The following is a 21248-nucleotide window of genomic DNA, read 5'->3' as shown; positions in this document are numbered from 1 at the left end:
TTATGCTAAGTGTCTTAAAAAAAGAACTTTGGGGCTATTTTGGCAATTATGCCACTTATGCCATTTTATTTGCCTTTGCCTTGGTTTGTGCTTTGTTTTTGTGGTTTTTTGACAACGATTACAATGTATTTAATTCAGAAATTGCAAGATTAGATTCATTTTTCTTTGTAGCACCTTGGATTTTGCTTTTTCTAGTACCCGCCATTACGATGAAGCAATTTTCAGAAGAAAAGCAAATCGGCACTTTAGATTGGCTGATGACTCAGCCCATTTCTTTGAAAAAAATCATTTTGGGTAAATTTTTTTCGGTGGCAATTGTTTTGCTTTTAATGATTGCTTTAACGCTTTTTTCGGTGATTACGCTAGCTCATTTTAGCCTAAACGGAATAGACACGGGCGTCGTATTTACTGCTTATTTAGGTTTATATTTGTTGGCTTTATTATTTGCCGCAGTGGGGCTTATGGCGTCCACATTTTTCAGTCAGCAAGTTACGGCATACATTGTGGCTGTATTTTGCAATTTTGTGTTGTTTTTTGGTTTTCAAGGAATTGCATCTTATAATTTATTGGGAAGTTTAGACTACACATTACAACAATGGGGCGCAAGTTTTCATTACGACGGATTTTTGAAAGGATTGATAGATACCCGAGATTTAATTTATTTCTTGGGCTTAATTCCAGTGTTTTTGCTCATTTCTTATGTTTCATTGCTAAAGAATAAAAAATGAAAAAAGTAAGTCTTAGTTTAGTGCTCATCGTTGGGCTTTTAGTCATTATATTTTTAAGCCAAATCTTTTATAAACGCTGGGATTTTACCGAGGATAAGCGATATTCTTTTGCGCCAAGTACCGAGCAAGTTTTAAAAAATATCAAAAATCCGATTAAAATTCATATTTTTCTGGACGGAGATTTAACGGCAAGTTTTAAAACGCTTAAAAACGAAACGCAGTTTTTCTTAAACGAAATTCAGCGAGCCAATAAAAACATTGAATTTAAATTTATAAACCCCACAGCCGAAAATCTGAATTTAGATAGCTTAAAACAGCACGGGGTGCAAGATATTGCAGTGCCAACCAATGATAAAATTTTGCGTGTTTTTCCTTTTGCGACGATTGATACCGAAGGCAAATCAGCAACCATTTCATTGTTGAGCAATCAAAAAATTCCGATCGAGCAGCGTGCTTTGGCTTCGACCGACCAGATCGAAAATAAATTCATCAAAGAGATTTATCGATTAACCCAAAAACAAAGAAAAAAAATAGGATTAATCGTGCATCACGACGAATTGTTCCGCCAATATCTAGATGGATTTTTGAATGCCTTGGCACCAGATTATGACATCGAACCTTATACCGAGCCCATAACCAATGGCAGTTTTACGCTTACCAACAAGGATTTAAAAAATCTTGAGAAATTTGATGCCTTGGTGATTGCCAAGCCGCTTAAGCCTTTTTCTGATTCAGATAAATTGATTATAGATCAATATATTATGCACGGCGGAAAAACGCTTTGGATGACGGAGTCTGTGGATGCCGAGATGGATAGCCTTTTCAGAAAAGATAAAATTGTGGCTTTTCCACGCGACCCAAATATCAAAGATTTATTGTTTAATTACGGTGTGCGAATCATGCCTGCGGTAGTCAAAGATTTGCAATCGGCTTACATAACGCTTGCCATTGGCAACACCGATGGAAATGCAGCTTATGAGCAATTTCCGTGGGCTTATTTCCCACTGAGTATGCCAATGAGAAACTCACCGATTACTAAGAAAATTAGCAATCCGTTGCGTTTTGAATTTGCCAATCCCGTTGAGATTTTACCAAGAGATTCTGTAAAGGCGGAGGTGCTTTTATCCACTTCGCCCAATGTGCAGTTGCAATCTCCTTTGACCTACATAGATTTTAACGAAATTAATAATACCGTGCCAGAGAACTATCCTGCTCAAGAAGGCGTGTATCCTTTGGCAGTGTTGCTCGAAGGAAATTTTAAATCTGCCTATGCTGGGCGTTACGAATCGCGTGAGGTGCAAGGCTTTAAACCAAGTGTAAAAGACAACAAAATGATCATTATTGGCGATGGTGATTTTGCCAAAAATCACTTGTTTCGCGGTGTGCCGTTGCCACTTGGAGCAGATAAATACAGCATGCGTCCAGATATGCCTGCGGCTCCGAGTGTGATTTATGACAACGCTGCCTTTTTGGTAAATTGCATGGATTATTTGGTAGGAGATGAAACCATTCTAAACCTAAACGACAAACAACGCACGATTTATCTTTTAGACAAAAATAGAATTAAAGACGAAAAAAGCGCTTGGCGATGGTACAATATCGCTTTGCCTGCACTGCTTGTGGGGCTTATGTGCTTGCTGCTCCCTTATTGGAGAAAACGAAAATTTACCAAAAAATAATTATTCTCGAGATGGGGCATATTGCAAGTGCTCCATTTTTTTTCCGACTAAAGTTTTGTCGGCTACCTTTTTAAAACCTAAAATTTCGTATAATTTTTTAGCCTTAGGATTATCATTGTCCACCAAAAGTCCGAGCGGTTTGTGGCGTTTTACAGTATATTCTGTGATTAGGAAATTAAGCAATTGAGTTCCTAATCCTTTGCCACGATACGCAGGATCGATGCCGAGCGTGTCCAAATAATACTCGCCAGCTTCGGTTTCGTCTTCGGGCGAAAAGTCTTTTGAATGCGTTTCTTCCACATATTTTTTGATGGGAGCTCTGAGTGTTGCAAGTTTGCCGCCATCGTACACATCTGCTGCCCCAATCACTTGGTTGTTGTGCAATATTACATGGCAATTTTCATAAGAATATTGATTGTCTTTTTCGGGGATGAAATGTTCTAAAAAAGCCAAGGCTTTTTCTTCATCTTCGTGCCCGATGAATTTGTAAACAATGTCTTCCATCGCCATGAGTAGATAGCGAGCGATGGCTTTGTAATCAGAAGGTTCGGCTTTGCGAATGGTGTACATTTTCTTAAATTTTTAAATTAAAAAAAGCAGTGTTTTCATCAAATGTAAGAAAACACTGCGAAATACAAACTATGAAAAATTATTTTTTAGCTTAATCCAGTAATCACGCCTTGGTCATCGATGTCCATGCCTTCGGCTGCTGGCACTGGCGGAAGCCCTGGCATACGCATCGCATCGCCAAGCATCGGAATTATGAATCCTGCACCTGCAGCAATTTCAAATTCTCTTACGGTTACAAAGAAGCCTTCAGGGCGACCGAGTTTTTTGTCATCATCAGAAAGTGATTTTGGCGTTTTTACCATACAAACAGGCAATTTATCAAATCCGTTTTTTTGTAATTCTTTGATTTGTCTTTTTGCTTTGGCTAAATATTTTACACTTTTTGCACCATAAATCTCAGTTGCAATTTTATTGATTTTATCTTCTACGCTGTCATTTGCATTGTAAATCGGCGTAAATTTTTCGGTGTTATTTTCAGCGATTTCTACTACGGCTTTAGCCAAATCCTTCATACCGTCTCCACCTTTTGCAAAGCCTTCGGCTACAACAGCTTTTACGCCTTTTTCGGCACATTTGTCGATGATGTATTGCAATTCCTCTTCGCTGTCATTTGGGAATAAATTAATGGCTACAACAGGTTTTAAATTGAATTTTTGCACATTTTCGATGTGTTTTTCCAAATTCGGGAAACCTAATTTTAATTTTTCTAAATCTGGATTTTGCAATTCATCTTTGCTCGCTCCGCCGTGATGTCTTAATGCTCTCACGGTTGCCACTACTACGGCAGCATCTGGGCTTAAGCCTGCCGAAGTACATTTAATATCAAGGAATTTTTCAGCACCTAAATCTGCTCCAAAACCAGCTTCGGTAACTACATAATTGCTCAGCGATAAGCCCATTTTGGTCGCAATCGCGGTGTTGGTTCCTTGTGCAATAGAGGCAAACGGCCCACCGTGGATGATGGCAGGATTGCCCTCTAAAGTTTGCACTAAATTCGGTTTGATGGCATCTTTTAGCAATATCGCCATAGCTCCTACAACTTTTAAATCTCGTGCAAAAACGGGTTTTCCGTTGAAAGTATCAGCTACATAAATGTTGCCCAGTCGTTCTTTTAAATCCGAGAAATTTTCAGACAAACAAAGGATTGCCATAATTTCTGAGGCAGGCGTAATGTTAAACCCATCTTGTCGCACCACACCGTTGTTGTCGCCCACACCGATGATGATTTGGCGCAAAGTGCGGTCGTTCATGTCCATTACGCGTTTCCAAGTAATGGTTTTCGGGTCGATGTTGAGCGAGCGTTTTTTGCTATTTAAATTATTGTCTAACGCAGCAGAAAGTAAATTATTGGCTTTTTCAATTGCTGCAAAATCCCCCGTAAAATGCAGGTTGATATCCTCCATCGGGATTACTTGTGCGTAACCACCTCCCGCAGCACCGCCTTTTACACCAAAAACGGGACCCAGCGAAGGCTCGCGCAACACGGCAAGAGCCTGCTTGCCCACTTTGTTGAGCCCATCTACCAATCCAATCGAAGTGGTGGTTTTTCCTTCGCCCGCTGGAGTAGGAGTGATGGCGGTAACCAGAATCAATTTGTTTTGCTTGATTTTCTCTGGATCGATGAGCGTGAGCGGAAGTTTAGCCTTGTATTTGCCATACATTTCTAAATCATCCTCGGGGATATTTAATTTTTCAGCGATTTTTTTGATGTGTTGAATATTTGCCGAGTTGGCAATTTCAATATCAGTAGGAAAAGCCATAAAATATTTATTTTTAAGATTAACTTTACTAAGTTAAAAATAAATTTTGAAACTTTACCTATGAAAATTGTTAGTTTTTGTCGAAATTATTTTGTGTTCATGGCTAAATAAACCACCTTTTTGGTATCAAAAAAATCTTCGGTGTAAAAATCGCTAATATTGTATATTTTAGCTTTAGGGTAGTCTTTTAATTCTTCGCTTAAATCACCACCTTTTAAATACAAAATACCATTTTTTAATTTTTGATTTTCAAATTCTTGGGTTAAGAATTTACCTTTAATCCAAGCCATGAATCTCGGCATTTGAGTTACTGCACGGCTTACTATAAAATGGTATTTATCTTTGATTTTTTCTACTCGTTTTTGTTCAGCGACAACATTTTTTAGCCCAAGTGCTTCGGCAATATTTTGAACCACGAGGATTTTTTTTCCAATGGAATCCACTAAATGAAACTGCGTTTCTGGAAATAAAATGGCTAAAGGTATCCCAGGGAATCCACCACCTGTGCCCACATCAAGCACTTTTTGATTGGGCAAAAACTGGTACACTTTGGCAATGGCAAGCGAGTGCAAAACATGGCGTGTGTACAATTCCTCGATGTCTTTGCGAGAAATTACATTGATTTTCTCGTTCCATTCGGGGTAGAGCGTGCCTAATTGCTCAAATTGTTTTTTTTGCGTTTCGCTGAGTGCAGGAAAATATTTTTCGATTAAGTGATATTCCATAAGATAAAAAAGACTTGAAAAAATCCCCGTAAATGTAATTTTTTACAAGGATTTATTCAAGTCTATAAATTATTAAATTAGTCTAATTGATTAATTTTTTCAATCAATCTTGCTGTAATTTCTTCTAAACTTCCTTCGCCGTTTACTTCGTTCCATTTGTTTTGTCCTTTGTAGTGCTCGGCAACAGGATTGGTTTTGTTATAATATTCTTTGATTCGGTTGCGAATGATTTCTTCGCTTGCATCATCGCTTCTTCCGCTTGTTTTTCCTCTTTCAAGGATTCTTTGTACTAGGGTTTCATCTTCCACCGCAAGAGCTAAAGTAGCGTCGATTTCTTCGCCCAAAACTTCTTTTACAATCTCATCTAAAGCCTCGGCTTGTGGCGTAGTGCGTGGGAACCCGTCAAAAATAATTCCTTCTGCATCTTTGTGCTTGCTTAATTCTTCTTTAAGCATGTTGATTGTTACTTCATCTGGCACCAAATTTCCTTTGTCCATGTAAGACTTGGCAAGTAGCCCCAATTCAGTTTCGTTTTTGATGTGGTGTCTAAACATGTCTCCAGTCGAAAGCTGTACCCAATTGTACTTGTCGATTAAAAGTTGTGCTTGAGTTCCTTTTCCACTGCCCGGAGGTCCAAAAAGTACTATGTTTTTCATGATATAAGATTAATTTTCTTTTAATTGATAAATTTCTGGAATATTTCGTCCTAATCCATCGTAATCTAAGCCGTATCCCACTACAAATTTGTCTGGAATGCTAAGCCCGATATAATCGATTTTTAAGTCTTTTTTGTAAGCATTTGGTTTGAAAAGCAAAGTTGCAATGCTCACACTTGCAATAGGTTTTGATTGCATCATGTCGTAGAGAGCCTCTAGGGTATTGCCTGTGTCTACGATGTCTTCCATGATGATGATATGGCGATCTTTTACCAGCTCATCTGGCACTTCCATCAATCTTTTTACTTGTCCTGTGGAAGAGGTGCCTTGGTAAGATTTCATTTGGATAAATGAGATTTCGCAATCGCCAGGATAGTGCTTAAGCATATCGCTAAAGAACATTACTACTCCGTTTAAAACTCCTACGAAAAGCGGTGTTTCATCTTTAAATTTTTTGTAAATGTCTTGTGCCACATTTTCAATGGCATTTTGAATTTCCTCGTCAGAGAGAAAAGGAACAAAAGTTTTATCAAGAATAGTAATCGATTTTTCCATTTTTCAAGTAAAAATTAAAGGGGTAAAGTTATTAAATGTATTTAAATTACACTAAGTATTTTGGCTAAAAAATTAAATTGTCATCGAAAAAATTCGAGTTTCGGGCTTATTTCGCAGCATTCTTAAATCAAATGCCATACAAATGTTGCGAATAAAGATTCGTCCTGCTTCGGTAACGATTAGTTCATCATCGGTAAATTCAATCAATCCATCGCGTTCCATTTCTGCCAATCGTGTTTTAATGTCGTCTAAATTCTCAATCGGTAGTTCTTTAAAATTGGTTTTTAAATTACACATTAAATTTAGAATATGGCGACGCATGGTTAAATCCTCTCGGCTAAGGATATGCCCTTTGGTTACGGGAATAATTCCGTTTTCTACCAATTCGGTGTATTCTTTCAGGGATTTGTTATTTTGTGCAAAACTATACCAGCTATCTGAAATAGAGGACATTCCCAGCCCAATCATTACCTGTGTTTTAGACGAACTGTAGCCCATGAAGTTGCGATGTAGCGTTCCGTTTTTTGAAGCTAAATAAAGCTTATCGGTCTTTAATGAAAAATGATCCATTCCGATTTCCTCGTAGCCCATTTGTTCAAAAATTTCTTTTCCCACTTCGTACAATTCTCGTTTTTCGGCAGGAGAGGGCAAATCTTTTTCATCAAAACCACGCTGCCCTACGCCTTTGATCCACGGCACATGTGCATAGCTATAAAACGCAATTCTGTCTGGATTGAGCTCCTTGGTTTTAGCAATGGTGTATTTCATTTTGTCTAAAGTGTGGAACGGCAATCCAAATACTAAATCGTGGCTAATGCTCTCATAACCAATTTCTCTGGCTTGCTCGGTAACTCGTTTTACATTTTCAAACGGCTGAATGCGGTGAATGGCTTCTTGCACTTTTAAATCATAATCTTGCACACCAAAACTGATACGGCGAAATCCTAAATCATACAACATTTTCATATGCTCATAAGTTGTATTGTTGGGGTGCCCTTCGATGCTAAATTCAGGATTTTCGGCAATTTCCGCTTTGCTGAAAATACTTTCTAATAAGAATTTTAAATTTTCAGGCGAAAAGAAAGTTGGGGTACCGCCCCCTAAATGCAATTCCTTGATGATTGGTTTTTCGTCTAAAAGATTTAAGTATAAGTTCCATTCTTTTAAAACCGTTTGGATATAAGGCATTTCCACCTCTTGGTGGCGTTTGGTAATATGCTTGTGGCAAGCACAAAAAGTACACAGACTTTCGCAAAATGGTAAGTGCAAATACAGCGAAATTCCCTCTTTTTGATTAGATTCTTTAAATGATTTTTTAAGTGTTTCTTCCCAGTCCGATACCGAAAAATGCTCGTTGTCCCAGTAGGGAACAGTGGGGTAGCTGGTGTATCGTGGACCAGGAATATTATATTTTTGAATTAATTCTTTGTTCATTTTATGAGTTTATAGCCGCTCTGATTTTAATTAATTTTTCAAGCAAATCGCGCATTTGATTAAGCGGTAGCATATTAGCACCGTCGCTTTTGGCTTGGCTTGGATTCGGGTGTGTCTCGATGAAAATTCCGTCTACGCCTGTGGCGATTCCAGCTTTAGCTATGGTTTCTATAAGTGCTGGTTTTCCGCCCGTTACGCCGTTTGATTGATTTGGTTGTTGAAGTGAATGTGTGATGTCCAAAATCACAGGAGCATATTGCTGCATTACAGGAATTCCCCTGAAATCTACTACCAAATCTTGGTAGCCAAAAGTAGTACCTCGTTCAATGATGGCGACATTTTGGTTTCCGCTGTCGGTTACTTTTTGCACGGGAAATTGCATACTTTCTGGCGAAAGAAATTGTCCTTTTTTCAAAGTTACCGCTTTTCCCGTTTTGGCAGCCGCTACGACTAAATCAGTTTGGCGCACCAAAAATGCGGGGATTTGCAACACATCTACATATTTGGCAGCAAGTGCGGCATCGCTACTTTCGTGAATGTCTGTTGTAGTAGGCACATTAAAAGTTTCGCCTATTTTCTGAATGATTTTTAAGGCTTTTTCGTCTCCAATTCCCGTAAAGCTATCGATACGCGAACGGTTAGCTTTTCGGAACGAACCTTTAAACACGAAAGGAATTTTTAAATCATTAGTGATTTTTACTAATTCTTCTGCAATGGCAAAAGGAGTTTCCTCGTTTTCTATGGCGCAAGGTCCTGCGATTAAAAAGAAATTACCAGAATCGGTAAATTGTATTTTGGGCAAATTTTGTATCACTTGGGTTTAAATTACAAGATTAAACCGCAAATTTACTAAATATTTGACAGATTGTAAAGTGAATTTTATTCAGCGCAAATACAATCAAAACTAATGGCTGGAATTGTGGGCAAAGGAGACGATCCCGAGTCCAAAAGAGGCACTATATTATCCCAACTTGTGTGAGTTTTTTTACGAATATAGGCAAGTGCTTTGCCAGATTTAGGTAAGGTGTTTAGGGAAATTCGCCCTACTTGATTGTTCTCCTCGCCAATATTGCTGAAAAGTGATAACTTCGTGAAAATACCGCTTTCTGGAAAAAGTAAATTTTCTTTTGCAAGATTTATTTTATAGTTTTTGTGGCGTTTTTCTATCGGAACTAAAACTTGTTGAGAAGTTTCTATCTTTTCGTAAGGCTTATTATTTTTATTTTCAAAAAAAGAAATTTCCAAAAATTGATTCTTGGAGATAGAATCCGTAGATTTTACGCTAAAATTTAGGGAAAGGATTTTACATTTTTGCTTTTTTGGATTTTCCACAAGAATTGTGAAATCCATTTGATTGTTTAAGGGAACAGAACCTTTTCCTTTTTTATTACCAAATTCATTTTTGTTTTTAAAATTTAGATTTAAACTTTTAATTTGAATACTTTTGGGCTGTAAAAAGATTTTATCATTGAACTCGTTAGCCGTAATATTTTTTTCTTGATAATTCTCCTTATATAGTTTAAAGTCTTTTGGTTGATTTTTTTCAAAAACAAACTTTCCTAAAGAATCAGATAAATATTTATTGGTCTTAGTTTCAATAGTAACATATGGAATTGGTGTTTGCGTGAAATCATCGAAAATTTGAATTTTCTGTGCAAATAAATTCAAAGAAATAAGGAGAGTAAAGTATTTGATAAAACGCATTTTATTTGGTTCTTTTAAATAAAAAATATCCCTTAGAAAAAGGGATATTTTTTAGATTTTTACTTAAAAAAATTACTTCTCGATACCTAAACATTTTAGACCATTGATGGTTGCGATGTCCGAAAGTTTTTCTACATCATAGTAGTGGCAAGATTCAAGCATTACGCGAAGTTCTGTCCACAAGTTTCCATCAGAGAACGGCTTATAGATATCGTTGATGTTATCTGTCCCGAAGGCAACATTAATTCCGTGCGGAATCATTTCATCTACTGGCGTTACGGAGTTGTGGCTTGGAGCCAAACGCTCTGTACGGTTGTGGTCGATCCACGCAGTAGGGCATGAGATAACATGCATTTGTGCTTCGTTGATTAAATCATATAATTCGTAACGGTATTTTTTAGGGTGTGCAGCTACTGAGATTGAGTGCACTGCGGTTACTTTACCTTGTAATCCGTGTTCGATAGTTTTTCTAGCTAAAAGCTCGGTTTCAGTTTCCTCGTCTGTGTTGAATTGATCCACATGCACATGTACTAATTTGTTTTTAGCTTTGGCAGTTTCCATAAGGATGTCAAGGTGCTCTTCTTCTCTACCAAAATCTTTGGCAGGTAGCCCCCCGATGATGTCTACGAAGTCAGACGAAAGGTCGAACCATTCTCTTGCTTTTGGATCAATTACTCCTTTCAACACTTGGTTTGCCCAGCGAATCTCGATATCTTTTCCATATTTATCCATGATTCTCTGCGCTGCCTTGATGCTTCGGTCTTGCATTACCTCATCTACATCGATAAAAGAACCTACGGCTTGTGCGCCTTGTTCCAAGAAATACTCGATGGCACGCGCCATTCTATCATAAATAATGTCTACGGTAGAATTTTTTTTCATCTCATCTACCAAGTGCCATTTTTCTTTTAAGTAAGAATTGGTGAATGAGAAAGTGTCTTTTTGCAGCGAGTAAGCTCTGTCTAGGTGTGCGTGGCAGTTTACCCAGCCGCCTTTTTCTTTGATTTTTTCAATAACTGCATCTTTCGGGTCGAAGTGTTGTAGTGTACTCATTGAGATGATTTTTGTTATAAATTTTTCAAATGTATGTTTTTTTGAACCAATCAACAAAAAAAGTTTTTAATACTATGTTTATAACTCTAATTTTTTATCATTAAACCAGTGTGGTATGCTTATTTTCCTGTGAGGTTTGTGTTTCTGCCTTGTAGGTATGCTTATTTTCCTGTGAGGTTTGTGTTTCTACCTTGTAGGTATGCTCATTTCCCTGTGAGGTTTGTGTTTCTACCTTGTAGGTATGCTCATTTCCCTGTGTGGATTGCGTATCTGCCTTGTAGGTATACTCATTTTCCCGTGTGGTTTGTGTTTCTACCTTGTAGGTATGCTTATTTTCCTATGTTTTTTGGCTAAAAGTTTTTTCGTTTTTTTAGAATTTAATTTTGGCAAAAGGTAAATCTATGATGGATTTAATGCTTAAATCCTGTTTGATTTTGCCCACATTGTAAGCCCCAAAACGATAATACACCCCAATTCCCACACTGCCGAGCAGTAGTTTTCTAAATTCTAAACCTGCTTCGCTAAACCATTTATTAGGGGCAATTTTGCCATCGGCATACAATAGGTCGTTTGATTGGATTTTCCCGTACATAGTCTTTACAATCAAATAGGTAGGGGCAGATTTTTTTTTGCCGTTTAAGTTAAATAATTTTTGGCGCCCCAGTAGCGAAATGAATTGTGTGCTATAAAATGCATCGGCAGGCATGGTCTCGAAAGAGTCGGTTCCGCCTAGGTTAAATATATCAAAAACAGATTCGTTAAGGTTATTGGAGCCATGATTGAAGCTGTACCAGAGTGGTGTTTTGCCCAAAGTGGCTCCTGCGTTGATTTTGATATAAGTTTCTCTAGGGAACAGGTTGAATTGGTATTCTACGGCACCTTCCACACGAGTGAAGTCGAAATCTCCGTTGGCTACTTTGTTGGATTTTAATACATTTAAATAAATATTCGGCGAGCCATCTTTTAGCGTAAAGGTTCCGTAGGGCACTTTTACATATTGGCTAAACGGCGACCATTTTAGATTAAAACTTAATAAATTATTGTTGAATTTTTGATTTTCTAAATTAGGATTAAATAGATTTTTTTCCTCGGCGTGGTGTGTGCCTAGTCTCAGGGTGAGATTATCAAAGAAATCTTGCTGATATGCTAGGGAGAATTTCTTTTGATTAAAGAAATCATGCTTATTCCCGTTGATTGCCGTTACTCTAAAAACATTGAACCCCGTTCTGAGTGGCGAGAAGAATCGTCCCGCGGCGTTCAAATCGTCCATATAGTCGAAGGAAAAGAATCCGTTGTTTTTAGGCACTGCCAAATATTTGGTACCTACGCCGTATTTAATCTTTTTGTCTTTAAAACCATAATTTACATGCCCATTAAAGCTCACTCGCCTATTGAAATACTCGTTGGTTTGTAGTCCCAGCCCTAAACGGATTCCCTCGTATTCATTGTTCCCAAAAAACTCGGGCAAAACTAAATCAACTTTTCCAAGGTTAAAGTTCAGCCCATTGATTAAAAAGCGAGCCTTTTTCAAGTAGAAATCAATATGTTCTTTTTCACCCTCGGCATCGTTTAGAGCATAGCTTTTAATTTCCATAGGCGTTAATTCCTTTGGGCGAAATTCTTTAATTCGCTCATCAAAATGTTTTCTGGCATTAGGGGCAATTTCGCGAGAATATCCATTGAAATCTTTAGCCACAAAATGATTATCGGTAGAGAAATCGCTAAAAGTTTTTTCCATGCTAAAGGTGCTCGTGGATATTTCTTTCATCTTGCCATTTATTTTTTTTCTTTTTAAAGAAATGGATTGGTAAGACTGATTCACGGGAATCCACACATTTTTATAAAATCTGTAATTGCTCTGCATTTCATAGCTCATTTTCCCATCGTTTCCTATAAGCTGAATTCCGCCAGAATTGTAAATTTCATCTCGATCGTTTTGGTATTCAGCCTCAAATTTTGCAATCCCTTTTGTGGCTAAATCCACCCAAATGCTACCATAAAGTGGTGTTTTTGCTTCTTTATTGCTTTTGAAATTTACTTGAATCGTTTTTCGATTATTGAGCTCAATGGTGTCTTTTATGCGGTAGTTGTAATAATTGATTCCGTAATTGGAAACGGGATTTATGAAGGTTTTAAAATAAAAGAAATTGAAAGTCTTATCGCTCAAATCATAAGGTAGGGGCTCTATGGCTACAATTTCTGGCAATTCCGATTGCAGACCAGCAATTCGGTAGGTTTCAGTAATCATTTTTTTGCCAAAACGCTTGTCATAAATATACCTATCCGCCTTTTCAGAAATGAAATCAATACTTTCCTTAGTCTCCAGGAAACTTTTTTTGGTCTCCTCATCCATCTCTTTTTCTGGAATTAAGAAATTCAGCACATTCGAGAATTTGGTATAAGATTTAAAGCTAAAATCTGGCAAACTCTTTGGGCTGTTTTGTTTTCTTTTAGAAATCACTTCCTTAATCAGTTGAATCGCTGCATTATTGTCCTTAGCATTAATTTCTAGCTGCTTTAAATAGATATTTTGATCATCAATTTCTTGAGCATTTAGCTTAATAGAAACCAAACAAATGCCGAGAACTACAAGTATTTTTTTCATAAATAATAGGTTAGGAATCAAATATTTTTCAAAAATAAAGATTTTACTTGTGAAATTTCAAATATGTTGGCCGAAAATTTTTTTTAGTTTAATTAACTGAAAACTGTGTGAATTTAAAAATTAATATTAATTTTATGCTCCAAATTTGGTAAAATGATTGAAATATTGTTTAAGCTAAGCCTTAAAAACGATTAAAAAATCATTAAAAATGTAATTTTTACACATTGTCAAGAAAAATAGTAGAAAATATAAAAATATAACATATGAGCGATTGGATTATTTATTTACCGACTTTGTTGGCGCTACTGGGACTTGCTGTAATGGGAGCGAAGTTTTCGTGGATTAAAAAGCAAAACAGCGGCGAAGCCAAAATGCAGACTATTGCCCACCACATCAAGGAAGGAGCGATGGCTTTTTTAAATGCAGAATATAGAATTTTGCTAATTTTTGTACTAGTAGCCTCTCTGGCATTGGCATTTATTTCCTATATCGTGCCCACCACCCACTGGTTGATTGTTCCTGCATTTATCGTGGGAGCTGTGTTTTCTGCCATTGCGGGTAACATCGGGATGCGTGTAGCAACAGATGCCAATGTGCGCACGGCACAAGCAGCTAAAACTAGCTTGCCACAAGCCTTAAAAGTTTCGTTTGGAGGTGGAATGGTGATGGGATTAGGCGTTGCAGGTTTAGCCGTTTTTGGGCTAAGTTTTATCTTCTTCTGTTTGTTGGCTTATTTAGGCGATAGCGAGGGAGATTTTGTTTCGAGTATGACAATGGTGCTAGAGGCCTTGGCAGGATTTTCACTCGGAGCAGAATCTATTGCACTTTTTGCGCGTGTAGGAGGTGGTATCTATACCAAAGCTGCCGATGTGGGAGCAGACTTGGTGGGGAAAGTAGAAGCTGGAATCCCTGAAGATGACCCGCGTAACCCCGCAACCATTGCCGATAATGTGGGCGACAATGTGGGGGATGTTGCAGGTATGGGAGCCGATTTGTTTGGTTCGTATGTAGCAACTGTTTTGGCGGCTATGGTACTTGGGAATTATGTAATCCGTGATATGGGAGCTAGTGCACCTACGGCATTTCACGGTATGGGTCCTATTTTGTTACCTTTATTTATTGCAGGATTCGGAATTGTGTTTTCAATCATCGGAACTTTTTTCGTAAAAATTAAGTCAAACGATGCAAGCGAAAACAAAGTGCAAATGGCATTAAACTTAGGAAACTGGGTTTCAATTATACTTACAGCAGTGGTTTCTTTATTCTTGATTAAATGGATGTTGCCAGAAGTTCTACAAATGAATTTCTTTGGTTTAGGCATTCAAGAAATCCCTTCAATTTATGTTTTTTATTCTGTATTAATAGGATTGATTGTAGGATTTGCCATTTCATACTTCACAGAATATTATACCGCACTTGGCAAGAGACCTGTTTTAAGCATTGTAGAGAAATCTGCAACAGGTGCTGCGACCAATATCATTGCAGGGCTTGGTGTAGGAATGATTTCAACATTTGCACCTATTGTATTATTTGCGGGCGCAATTTGGGGAGCTTATAGTTTTGCAGGATTTTATGGGGTATCAATCGCCGCATCTGCAATGATGGCGACCACTGCGATGCAATTGGCCATCGACGCGTTTGGACCAATTGCTGACAACGCAGGTGGAATTGCTGAGATGAGCGAATTGCCAAAAGAAGTAAGGGGTCGCACCGATGTTTTAGATTCTGTGGGGAATACTACCGCAGCCATTGGGAAAGGCTTTGCCATTGCTTCTGCGGCACTTACGGCTTTAGCCTTGTTCGCTGCCTATGTTACTTTTACAGGAATCGATGGAATTAATATTTTTAAAGCCAATGTTTTAGCCGCTTTATTTATCGGTGGAATGATTCCCGTGGTGTTCTCTGCTTTGGCAATGAATTCGGTGGGGAAAGCCGCTATGGAAATGGTGCAAGAGGTGAGAAGACAGTTCCGTGAAATTCCAGGAATTATGGAAGGAACAGGCACGCCAGAATACGGAAAATGTGTGGATATTTCTACCAAAGCTGCTTTAAAAGAAATGATGTTGCCAGGTGCGATTGCGATTTTTACACCAATTTTGATTGGATTCCTAATGGGGGCAGAGTCGCTTGGTAGCTACATGGCTGGGGTTACTGTTTCGGGAGTGATTTGGGCAATTTTCCAAAACAACGCAGGTGGTGCTTGGGATAATGCCAAAAAATCAATCGAAGCAGGTGTTGAGGTGGCTGGTGTAAAGCATGCCAAAGGAACTGGCGAGCACAAAGCCTCTGTAACGGGTGATACCGTTGGGGATCCGTTCAAGGATACCTCAGGACCGTCTATGAATATTTTGATTAAATTGTCTTGTTTGGTAGGTTTGGTAATTGCTCCGATTTTGGGCGAACAAATCAAGAAAGAAAGCAATTTATATGAAGGAAAACCGATTGATAATGGAGCGATTATTTTAGAGGAAGCTCCACAAGAAGAATTAATAGATGCTGATGGGAATTACATTTATCAATTAGGTGAAATTACAGAAATCGCCTTACCTAACAATGAAACTTTAAACAAAGGGATTAATTCAACTGAAAAGCATTTGGTAGATTTGTTAAATGGAGGCGAAATCGATAACGCAGGATTGTACAAAACTTGGACAACTTTAGACCAAATTGGATTTAAAACAGGAAGTAGTGAGCTTACAGAAAAGTCTAATAAGCAAATTGAGAATTTAGTAAAAATCTTAAACGCTTATCCAGATGTGAAACTAAAAATCGGAGGCTACACCGACAATGTTGGTAGTCCTGAAAATAATTTAAAGCTATCGCAAGCCAGAGCCGAAAGTTTAAAAAATGTTTTGGTGGCTAAAGGAATTGCTGCTGATAGATTAGAAGCAGAAGGCTATGGCGAAGCGCACCCAATTTGCGAGGCAAATGACACGCCTGCGTGTCAAGCGCAAAATCGTCGTTTAGATGTTCGCTTTACGGAATAAAATTATATTTGCCCTAATAAATGATAAGCGCGACTCAAAATGAGTCGCGCTTATTTTTGTTTTAAATAAAACTGCTCCAGAAAAGAAATTAGAGGAAAAAATAAACTCTAAAAAATTAAAACTGGAGCAGAAAAAATCTATTATGAAAAAATTAAAAACGAGTTATTAAACTTTCATGATTTCAGCTTCCTTGTTAGAGAAAGTCTTATCAGCCACCTCGATATATTGGTCAGTCAGTTTTTGCACATCAGCCTCTAGACCTTTTTGTACATCTTCTGATTCTTCTGATTTTTTAATCGTGTTGTTAGCATCTTTTCTCCAGTTGCGGATACTGATTTTGGCTGTTTCTAATTCTGCCTTAGCTTGTTTTACTAAGTCTTTTCTACGCTCTTCTGTTAATGGCGGAACGCTGATGATTACAGAATTTCCGTTGTTTGATGGGTTAAAGCCCAGGTTAGCCTCCATGATAGCTTTTTCAATAGGCTGAATCATGCTATTTTCCCATGGTTGAACATTTAAAGTCATAGCATCTGGAGCACTCACATTAGCCACTTGGCTAAGTGGAGTAAGGTTTCCGTAGTAGTCTACCATTACACTACCAAGCATCGCTGGAGTAGCTCTCCCCGCACGAATTTGGCTAAAAGCCTTTTCCAAGTGTGCGATAGAATCCTTCATACCAGCTTCTGTTTCCTTTACAATATTGTCTATATTCATATTCTTGATTTGTTTAGTTAATTAATTGGTTACAATGGTTCCGACTTCTTCTCCGTCGATTACTTTTTTCAAGTTCCCCACGGTGTTCATATCGAATACTACGATCGGCAAATTGTTTTCTTCACTTAAAGTAAAGGCAGTCATATCCATTACTTTCAAGCCTTTGTCATAAACTTCTTTAAACGATAAATTATCGAATTTCTTAGCATTTTCATCTTTTTCAGGATCTGCGGTGTAGATTCCGTCTACACGAGTACCTTTTAAGATAGCATCAGCTTCGATTTCAATGGCACGCAACACCGCGGCAGAATCGGTTGTGAAATATGGATTTCCAAGACCTCCACCAAAGATCACCACGCGATTTTTCTCTAAGTGTCTAATGGCTTTTCTGCGGATGTAAGGTTCTGCAATTTTCTCCATTTCTATGGCAGTTTGCAAACGCGTGTCTACGCCCGCATCTTCTAGACCTTGTTGTAGAGCCATGGCATTGATGATGGTTGCTAGCATTCCCATATAGTCGCCTTGTACACGATCCATTCCATTGGCAGCACCAGAAATTCCTCTAAAAATATTTCCTCCACCAATCACGATTGCCACTTGGCATCCCATATCGGCGATTTCCTTTACTTGTTTAGAGTAGGCTTCGATTTGTTTAGGATCGATTCCATACTGGCGTTCACCCATGAGGGCTTCACCGCTTAATTTTAGTAGTATTCTTTTGAACTTCATACGAAAAAATATTGTTCTACAAAGATATATCTAATTATGATATTTAAAAAAATCAACAAGGATTTTGTGAGCTTTTTAATTAAATAACATCTGTTTCCTCGATTTGTTTTTTGATATCAAAAGAATATAACTGTGCAGGTTTGTGGAATACACCTTTTTGTTTTTCGTTCAGCGGGATTAGATTGCTTAGTTTTTTAATACTTTTTCTAAAGTTTCTTTTGTCAAACTCTCTGTCTAGGATCACTTCGTAGATATTTTGAAGTTGCGAGAGCGTAAATTTTTTAGGTAAAAGTTCAAAAGCGATATTGTAGTTTTCGGTATCAAACCTTAATGTAGCAAGTGCTTTTTGAAAGATTTCATCGTGGTCAAAACCAAGGTGTGGGATTTCATCAATATTCACCCATTCAGTTTTATTGGCAAAAGAGGCAGCCTCGGGCACGAAATCCTCCATTTTAATTAAAGAATAATAAGCAATTGTTACCACATGTTTGTTTAAATCTTTTCTCACATTGAGCAACCATTCTTTATCTTGTTTTTGTTGAAGGCGGTCTGGCTTACCAAATGCGTGGAATTGTTTTAAGAAAACACCTCTTAAACCTGTAAGCTCCTCTAGCACACGATTTGCAGCATCGTCTATATCTTCTCCTTTATACACATGGTCTCCTGGGAGCGCACGGAGCGGAATATGCTCAGGACTTTGTTTTTTTTGTTCAATCAGCAATATTTTTAGCTGTTTATCATCATATCCAAAAACGGTACAGTCCACCGAAACATCTAAAAACTCTCTTTTTTCAGTCATTTTCTATCAAAATTTAATTTAGCACTAATATACAAATAAATTTAATAATTAAAATAAAAAATAATCAGAATGAGTAAAAATCAGTTTTAATTTAAATGGCTTATAAATAAATAATTAAGATATTTGTGTCTTAAAATAGTGCTTAATTGTTTTGTGAAAATTGTTAGAAAATACTATTAAATGCTTATTAAATAGTTAATCTTTCAGCCATTTCGGTGTTTGTGGAGAAAATCTTGATAGGATTGAGCTTAAAATAAGAAAGCGAAATTGTGTAAAAAACTTGTGAGAGCTTTGCCGAAAAATTGCATGCGCATGCAATTTTTTCGCGATGCGCATAGAAATTTGGCGGAATGCGCACGGAGGTTTCGAACAGATTGTGATTGTTTTTGGCTCTAAGGTATTAAAATATAAGGTGTAATATAGATTCTAATATAAATCATATAAAATAATCAATAAAGTTCACTATATTTGTATCGTTAAAATTAAACTATGGCAACAAAAAAAATCAACACAATAGGTGTAATTACTTCTGGGGGAGATGCTCCTGGAATGAACGCCGCTCTGCGTGCGGTAGTACGAGCTGCATCTTACCATGGGCTAAATGTGAAAGGAGTGCGTTTAGGCTATGAGGGATTGATTACAAATGATGTAGTTTCATTAGGACCTAGAAGTGTAAGTAATATTATTAATAGAGGTGGTACAATTTTAAAAACTGCCCGTTCAGATGAATTTAGAACTGTAGAAGGTCGTAAAAAAGCCTTTGAAAACGTACAAAAAAATGGAATTGATGCCCTTGTGGTAATCGGGGGAGATGGTTCTTTTACGGGAGCTAAATTATTCCACGAAGAGCATGGAATCCCTGTAATTGGAGTGCCTGGAACGATTGATAACGATATCTTCGGTACAGATTACACAATCGGTTACGATACAGCACTTAACACCGCTGTTGATGCGATAGATAAAATTAGAGATACAGCACAATCACACAACCGTGTCTTCTTTGTTGAGGTAATGGGGCGTGATGCAGGTTTTATTGCTCTAAATAGTGGTATCGCAGCTGGCGCACAAGATATCTTGATTCCAGAAAAAAGAGATGAAATCGATGAAATGTTTAACGCGCTAGATCGTGGTGAACAAACAGGTAAAATCTCAAGCATTATTGTTGTGGCAGAGGGCGAGGAGCTAGGTAACATTTATGATTTGGCTAAATTTACCAAAATTAAGTACCCAACTTATGATATCCGTGTTACGGTGCTAGGACACATTCAGCGAGGAGGAACTCCAAGCTGTGCAGATCGTGTGTTGGCAAGCCGTTTAGGTATCGCTGCAGTTGAGGGGCTTTTAGCTGGAAAAAGCAATGTAATGGCAGGAGTAAGAAGCAATAAGATCGTATATACTCCTATCGAAGAAGCTATCCAAAAACACAACGAAATCGATCATGAATTAATTAGAGTGTCTGAAATTTTGGCACGATAATAATCTATAAACAAAAAAACAATTTAATTAAAAACACAATTATTATGGCAAATGTAAAAGTAGGTATCAACGGTTTTGGACGCATTGGTCGTTTAGCATTCCGTAGAATTCAAGAAGTTGAAGGATTGGAAGTAGTTGCAATCAACGACTTAACAGACGCAAAACAATTAGCGCACTTATTAAAATATGACTCTACTCAAGGTCGTTTTAACGGAGAAATCGAAGTGCTAGATGGTGCCTTTAAAGTAAACGGAAAAGAAGTAAAAGTTCTTGCTAATCCAAATCCAGAAGAACTTCCTTGGGGAGAGCTAGGAGTGGATATCGTGCTAGAATGTACAGGATTCTTCGCTACTAAAGAAAAAGCTGAATTACACCTTAAAGGTGGAGCTAAAAGAGTAGTAATCTCTGCTCCTGGTGGAGATGTTCCAACTGTTGTATTCAATGTAAACCAAAATATCCTTAAAGGAGACGAAACTGTAATCTCTGGTGCATCTTGTACTACAAACTGTTTAGCTCCTATGGCTAAAGTGTTGAACGATAAATTCGGTGTAGTAGAAGGTTTAATGACTACTATCCACGCTTACACTGGAGACCAAAACACACTTGACGCTCCTCACAAAAAAGGAGATTTAAGAAGAGCTCGTGCTGCAGCTGTAAGTATCGTTCCAAACTCAACTGGTGCTGCAAAAGCTATCGGATTAGTAATTCCAGAATTAAACGGAAAATTAGACGGTGCTGCTCAGCGTGTACCAACCCCAACAGGATCTCTTACTGAATTAGTTACAGTTCTTGAGAAAAATGTATCTGTTGATGAAATCAACGCTGCAATGAAAGAAGCTGCTAACGAATCTTTCGGTTACACAGAAGATCCAATCGTTTCTGCTGATGTTATCGGAATCACTTACGGTTCATTGTTTGATGCTACTCAAACTAAAGTGATGACTGTAGGAGACAAACAATTGGTGAAAACTGTTGCTTGGTATGACAACGAAATGTCTTATACTGCTCAGTTAATCCGTACATTACAATACTTCGCTAATTTATAATTAGCCCCAAGATTGTAATCTTACAATA

Annotated in this window: 18 protein-coding genes; 5 read left to right on the top strand and 13 right to left on the bottom strand. The window is 37.7% G+C overall.

The features are described from left to right. Positions 1-2 precede the first annotated feature (2 nt). The gene (locus ORNRH_RS01045) at positions 3-728 is read left to right on the top strand and encodes an ABC transporter permease subunit (RefSeq protein ID WP_014790061.1); all 726 of its coding nucleotides are present in this window, start codon (positions 3-5) and stop codon (positions 726-728) included. Next, entirely contained in the window at positions 725-2407 is a 1683-nt protein-coding gene (gene gldG, locus ORNRH_RS01040; protein ID WP_014790060.1) for a gliding motility-associated ABC transporter substrate-binding protein GldG, read from the top strand. Before ORNRH_RS01045 ends, gldG begins: the two co-directional genes overlap by 4 nt. Here the strand turns inward: gldG and ORNRH_RS01035 are convergent, their stop codons facing one another. From ORNRH_RS01035 to ORNRH_RS00990, 10 genes are all read right to left on the bottom strand, one after another. Then, positions 2408-2977: a GNAT family N-acetyltransferase gene (locus ORNRH_RS01035; RefSeq protein ID WP_014790059.1), complete on the bottom strand. Its 570-nt coding sequence runs from the start codon at positions 2975-2977 to the stop codon at positions 2408-2410. Between the two features lie 86 nt (positions 2978-3063). Beyond that, positions 3064-4737 (bottom strand): formate--tetrahydrofolate ligase, encoded by a 1674-nt coding sequence (locus ORNRH_RS01030; protein ID WP_014790058.1) that lies wholly within the window; start codon positions 4735-4737, stop codon positions 3064-3066. An 86-nt stretch (positions 4738-4823) separates the two neighbouring features. Beyond that, the gene (gene rsmG / locus ORNRH_RS01025) at positions 4824-5462 is read right to left on the bottom strand and encodes a 16S rRNA (guanine(527)-N(7))-methyltransferase RsmG (protein ID WP_014790057.1); all 639 of its coding nucleotides are present in this window, start codon (positions 5460-5462) and stop codon (positions 4824-4826) included. Between the two features lie 77 nt (positions 5463-5539). Further along, positions 5540-6118, bottom strand: coding sequence for an adenylate kinase (locus ORNRH_RS01020; protein WP_014790056.1), 579 nt, complete (start codon positions 6116-6118; stop codon positions 5540-5542). Positions 6119-6127: 9 nt separating this feature from the next. After that, positions 6128-6673, bottom strand: coding sequence for a hypoxanthine phosphoribosyltransferase (gene hpt / locus ORNRH_RS01015; RefSeq protein WP_014790055.1), 546 nt, complete (start codon positions 6671-6673; stop codon positions 6128-6130). Between the two features lie 72 nt (positions 6674-6745). Further along, the gene (gene hemN / locus ORNRH_RS01010; RefSeq protein ID WP_014790054.1) at positions 6746-8107 is read right to left on the bottom strand and encodes an oxygen-independent coproporphyrinogen III oxidase; all 1362 of its coding nucleotides are present in this window, start codon (positions 8105-8107) and stop codon (positions 6746-6748) included. 1 nt (position 8108) lies between these two features. Continuing rightward, on the bottom strand, positions 8109-8921 hold the full coding sequence (gene kdsA, locus ORNRH_RS01005; RefSeq protein ID WP_014790053.1) for a 3-deoxy-8-phosphooctulonate synthase: 813 nt from the start codon (positions 8919-8921) through the stop codon (positions 8109-8111). A 65-nt stretch (positions 8922-8986) separates the two neighbouring features. Continuing rightward, the gene (locus ORNRH_RS01000; protein ID WP_014790052.1) at positions 8987-9811 is read right to left on the bottom strand and encodes a hypothetical protein; all 825 of its coding nucleotides are present in this window, start codon (positions 9809-9811) and stop codon (positions 8987-8989) included. A gap of 72 nt (positions 9812-9883) precedes the next feature. Further along, positions 9884-10864 (bottom strand): amidohydrolase family protein, encoded by a 981-nt coding sequence (locus ORNRH_RS00995; protein WP_014790051.1) that lies wholly within the window; start codon positions 10862-10864, stop codon positions 9884-9886. Positions 10865-11234: 370 nt separating this feature from the next. Further along, positions 11235-13469, bottom strand: a complete 2235-nt coding sequence (locus tag ORNRH_RS00990) for a DUF5686 family protein (RefSeq protein ID WP_014790050.1) — start codon at positions 13467-13469, stop codon at positions 11235-11237. A gap of 263 nt (positions 13470-13732) precedes the next feature. Between ORNRH_RS00990 and ORNRH_RS00985 the strand changes: the two genes are divergently transcribed. After that, entirely contained in the window at positions 13733-16456 is a 2724-nt protein-coding gene (locus ORNRH_RS00985) for a sodium-translocating pyrophosphatase (RefSeq protein WP_014790049.1), read from the top strand. A 165-nt stretch (positions 16457-16621) separates the two neighbouring features. Here the strand turns inward: ORNRH_RS00985 and frr are convergent, their stop codons facing one another. From frr to ORNRH_RS00970, 3 genes are all read right to left on the bottom strand, one after another. Continuing rightward, on the bottom strand, positions 16622-17170 hold the full coding sequence (frr, locus tag ORNRH_RS00980) for a ribosome recycling factor (protein WP_014790048.1): 549 nt from the start codon (positions 17168-17170) through the stop codon (positions 16622-16624). Positions 17171-17191: 21 nt separating this feature from the next. Continuing rightward, a complete protein-coding gene (gene pyrH, locus ORNRH_RS00975; protein WP_014790047.1) occupies positions 17192-17899 on the bottom strand; it encodes a UMP kinase in 708 nt (235 codons plus the stop codon). 79 nt (positions 17900-17978) lie between these two features. Continuing rightward, positions 17979-18698, bottom strand: coding sequence for an NUDIX hydrolase (locus ORNRH_RS00970; RefSeq protein ID WP_014790046.1), 720 nt, complete (start codon positions 18696-18698; stop codon positions 17979-17981). Between the two features lie 489 nt (positions 18699-19187). Here ORNRH_RS00970 and pfkA point away from each other — a divergent pair, with 489 nt between their 5' ends. Next, positions 19188-20174 carry a 6-phosphofructokinase gene (gene pfkA / locus ORNRH_RS00965; protein WP_014790045.1) on the top strand — a complete coding sequence of 329 codons (987 nt, stop codon included), beginning with the start codon at positions 19188-19190 and terminating at the stop codon, positions 20172-20174. 44 nt (positions 20175-20218) lie between these two features. Then, entirely contained in the window at positions 20219-21220 is a 1002-nt protein-coding gene (gap, locus tag ORNRH_RS00960) for a type I glyceraldehyde-3-phosphate dehydrogenase (RefSeq protein WP_014790044.1), read from the top strand. Positions 21221-21248 lie beyond the last annotated feature (28 nt).

The organism is Ornithobacterium rhinotracheale DSM 15997, assembly GCF_000265465.1.
GTDB lineage: Bacteria > Bacteroidota > Bacteroidia > Flavobacteriales > Weeksellaceae > Ornithobacterium > Ornithobacterium rhinotracheale.
This window is presented reverse-complemented; position numbering and strand designations above follow the sequence as displayed.

Excerpts from the sequence above, each read along its gene's own strand:
- ORNRH_RS01045 (WP_014790061.1), top strand. The coding sequence starts at position 3 with ATGCTAAGTGTCTTAAAAAAAGAACTTTGGGGCTATTTTGGCAATTAT.
- gldG (WP_014790060.1), top strand. The coding sequence starts at position 725 with ATGAAAAAAGTAAGTCTTAGTTTAGTGCTCATCGTTGGGCTTTTAGTC.
- ORNRH_RS01035 (WP_014790059.1), bottom strand. The coding sequence starts at position 2,977 with ATGTACACCATTCGCAAAGCCGAACCTTCTGATTACAAAGCCATCGCT.
- ORNRH_RS01030 (WP_014790058.1), bottom strand. The coding sequence starts at position 4,737 with ATGGCTTTTCCTACTGATATTGAAATTGCCAACTCGGCAAATATTCAA.
- rsmG (WP_014790057.1), bottom strand. The coding sequence starts at position 5,462 with ATGGAATATCACTTAATCGAAAAATATTTTCCTGCACTCAGCGAAACG.
- ORNRH_RS01020 (WP_014790056.1), bottom strand. The coding sequence starts at position 6,118 with ATGAAAAACATAGTACTTTTTGGACCTCCGGGCAGTGGAAAAGGAACT.
- hpt (WP_014790055.1), bottom strand. The coding sequence starts at position 6,673 with ATGGAAAAATCGATTACTATTCTTGATAAAACTTTTGTTCCTTTTCTC.
- hemN (WP_014790054.1), bottom strand. The coding sequence starts at position 8,107 with ATGAACAAAGAATTAATTCAAAAATATAATATTCCTGGTCCACGATAC.
- ORNRH_RS01000 (WP_014790052.1), bottom strand. The coding sequence starts at position 9,811 with ATGCGTTTTATCAAATACTTTACTCTCCTTATTTCTTTGAATTTATTT.
- ORNRH_RS00995 (WP_014790051.1), bottom strand. The coding sequence starts at position 10,864 with ATGAGTACACTACAACACTTCGACCCGAAAGATGCAGTTATTGAAAAA.
- ORNRH_RS00990 (WP_014790050.1), bottom strand. The coding sequence starts at position 13,469 with ATGAAAAAAATACTTGTAGTTCTCGGCATTTGTTTGGTTTCTATTAAG.
- ORNRH_RS00985 (WP_014790049.1), top strand. The coding sequence starts at position 13,733 with ATGAGCGATTGGATTATTTATTTACCGACTTTGTTGGCGCTACTGGGA.
- frr (WP_014790048.1), bottom strand. The coding sequence starts at position 17,170 with ATGAATATAGACAATATTGTAAAGGAAACAGAAGCTGGTATGAAGGAT.
- pyrH (WP_014790047.1), bottom strand. The coding sequence starts at position 17,899 with ATGAAGTTCAAAAGAATACTACTAAAATTAAGCGGTGAAGCCCTCATG.
- ORNRH_RS00970 (WP_014790046.1), bottom strand. The coding sequence starts at position 18,698 with ATGACTGAAAAAAGAGAGTTTTTAGATGTTTCGGTGGACTGTACCGTT.
- pfkA (WP_014790045.1), top strand. The coding sequence starts at position 19,188 with ATGGCAACAAAAAAAATCAACACAATAGGTGTAATTACTTCTGGGGGA.
- gap (WP_014790044.1), top strand. The coding sequence starts at position 20,219 with ATGGCAAATGTAAAAGTAGGTATCAACGGTTTTGGACGCATTGGTCGT.